Origin of the sequence: Nocardiopsis sp. B62 (genome assembly GCF_018070675.1) — a bacterium.
GTDB lineage: Bacteria > Actinomycetota > Actinomycetes > Streptosporangiales > Streptosporangiaceae > Nocardiopsis > Nocardiopsis prasina.
This window is the reverse complement of record NZ_JAGPXK010000055.1, coordinates 1-2,359: the sequence shown is the minus strand read 5'-3', so window position 1 is coordinate 2,359 and position 2,359 is coordinate 1. Positions and strand designations below refer to the sequence as shown.

General features: G+C 71.6%; 1 protein-coding gene. It reads right to left on the bottom strand.

Translation table 11 applies throughout. From position 1 onward, the window contains the following. Positions 1-248 precede the first annotated feature (248 nt). Positions 249-1,232, bottom strand: coding sequence for a LacI family DNA-binding transcriptional regulator (locus KBX21_RS26235; protein WP_210844324.1), 984 nt, complete (start codon positions 1,230-1,232; stop codon positions 249-251). Between the last annotated feature and the right edge of the window lie 1,127 nt (positions 1,233-2,359).

Here is a 2,359-nt window from a genome sequence, read left to right as displayed (position 1 = left end):
GTGCTGGGGTGCTGGGGTGCTGGGGTGCTGGGGTGCTGGGGTGCTGGGGTGCTGGGGTGCTGGGGTGCTGGGGTGCTGGGGTGCTGGGGTGCTGGGGAGACACCGGGTGGTGATGCGACAGCCGGGGTGCGAGGGGCGCTGTGGTGAGGTTGTTTGCCGGGACGGGGGCGCGGGCGTCTCGGATCCAGGGGCGAGAGCGATCCGGGGCCACAACGGGTTCTGAGGGGTCGGAGCGCGGCGCGTGGTCGTCAAGCTCGTGGGGGAGCGGTGCTCTCCCGCACGGTGAGTGTGGTGGGGAGCAGCACGTGCGTGCTCTCCGTGCGTCCCTCCTCCAGACGCTCCGCCACCGCGCCGAGGGTGAGTTCGGCGATCCGGTGCACGTCCTGGCGGACCGAGGTCAGCCTCAGGAACGAGAGCCGGGCGGCGCGGCTGTCGTCGTATCCCACCACGGACACCTCCCCGGGCACGGAACGGCCCGCGCGCAGCAGGGTCTCCATGAGACCGCGCGCCGACTGGTCGTTGCAGCACACCACGGCCGTGGGCAGGGAGTCCCGGGCCAGGAGCGCCGACGCGGCGTGCGCCCCCGCCTCCTCGGTGTAGGCGCCGGCAACCAGGTCCACGCAGTCCTCCAGCCCGTGCGCCCGCATGCCCTCCAGGTAACCGGCTCTGCGTTCCGGAGCACTGGGCAGATCACCGCCGTACACGTGCGCGATCCGCCGGTGCCCCAGGGCGACCAGGTGGTCGACCGCCTGTCGCACACCGGACACGGCGTCGGTACGGACACTGTCCGTCCCGACCGCGTTGGTGCGCTGCCCGATCTCCACCACCGGCACACGTTCGGCCACCCTGGCCAGATCCTCCGGGGCCTGTGCGGACATCCCGATCAGAACCAGCGCCTCACAGCGCAACCCCACGAGTTCGTCGATCGCCTGGCGCTCGGTGCGGTTGGCGAGCATCGCGCTCAGAGCCACGCTGTACTCAAGCCGGGCCGCCTCCGGGTACAGGGCCTCGACCAGGTCGGCGTCCATCGGATGCTCCATGGTGAACAGCACCCCCACCTGGCGGCTGCGTGCCCGGCGTAGCAGCTGGGCCGCGGTGTCGGCGCGGTAGCCGAGCTCCTCGGCGGCGCGCAGCACACGCTCGCGGGTGGCCGCGCTGGGGCCGGGCCGGTCGCCCAGGACCAGGGAGACGAGTTGCCGGGAGACGCCCAGGTGCGCCGCGACGTCGGCCATCGTCGGCCGTCCGCCGGCCGTTCCGCCATGCGTCATCACGGTCTCCCTCCCACGCAGGCGCATCGTACCGTTCCCGGCGGTGGTGGGTCCGCGAACCACTCCTCACGGGGGTGCACAAGAGAGGCTGATCGAAGTTCGCCACCGCCCCCGATGCCTCCACACCCCTGCCGCCGTCACTTCGCCGCGCGGGCTCCCACCCCCTGGAGCCGCAGACCTGACCGCCATCGGCCCGTATCGGGCGGGGCTCCGGCCACGTGGCGGACGTCCGTTCGGCGCCCTCGACGCCTTCACCCGCGGCCGCACTCGGCCCGTTTCCTGGTGAGGGCGGTTCCGGGCGGCCCCGGCACAGAAAAAAGGGGGGCGCGCCCTGAGGCGCGCCCCCCTGAAGCCTGGCCGGGTCCCACGTCCCCCAACGTGGAACCCGACCGCGCGGCCTACGCACTAGGTGCGGTCTGGCCGCTGGGAAGGCGGTTGTAGCGATGGTTTCGTGTCAGAAACCCCCATTGCCGACACGAACGCGTACAACCGCGCATGGTCTTGAGGTGATCTCGGAAGCTTCGCACAGACTCTGTGGGTGAGTTGGGGTCGGGGTCGGTCTGAGGTGCTTCACCTGTGAGAACGCTTCTCTGAGGATAGGTGTTCCCGGTGAGTGCTCCGATTTTCGTTCGGCCCGGTAAAAAGCCGGTGCGGACTCGGGCACGGGCGTCCTAAGCTCCCGCCGAACCAGGCTCGTCAAGGAGGTGACCAGGTCGGAGGCGACGACCCTGTGGTGCCCCACCGGCCCGAGGAACTCGCCCTGGACGGGGATTCCGGCTGGCGGGAGTGGCCGCGGCACCCGCCCTGGGCAGCCCGTCTTCCACGCCGTCCTGAACGAGGACCGCGGGACGCGGATCGCCCGGGAGTGGATCCCGCCACGCGACGGTGAGGGGCACGTCACCCGCTTCCGTGTGGAAGCCGGTTCGCCTCACGCTACCCCGTCCGGCGGGTGGGAGGCCAGACGGCCTGGAGCTGTGGGTGCCAACCGAGGGACTGGCCGAGTTCGACGTGCACATCGTCGGCGGATCGATGGGGTGCGGTGCTTCCTGCCCGAGGGGCAGGGCCGAGGTGCGAAGGGGGCTGGGCGTCGC

Coding starts and splice junctions, on each gene's coding strand:
- KBX21_RS26235 (WP_210844324.1), bottom strand. CDS start 1,232: ATGGCCGACGTCGCGGCGCACCTGGGCGTCTCCCGGCAACTCGTCTCC.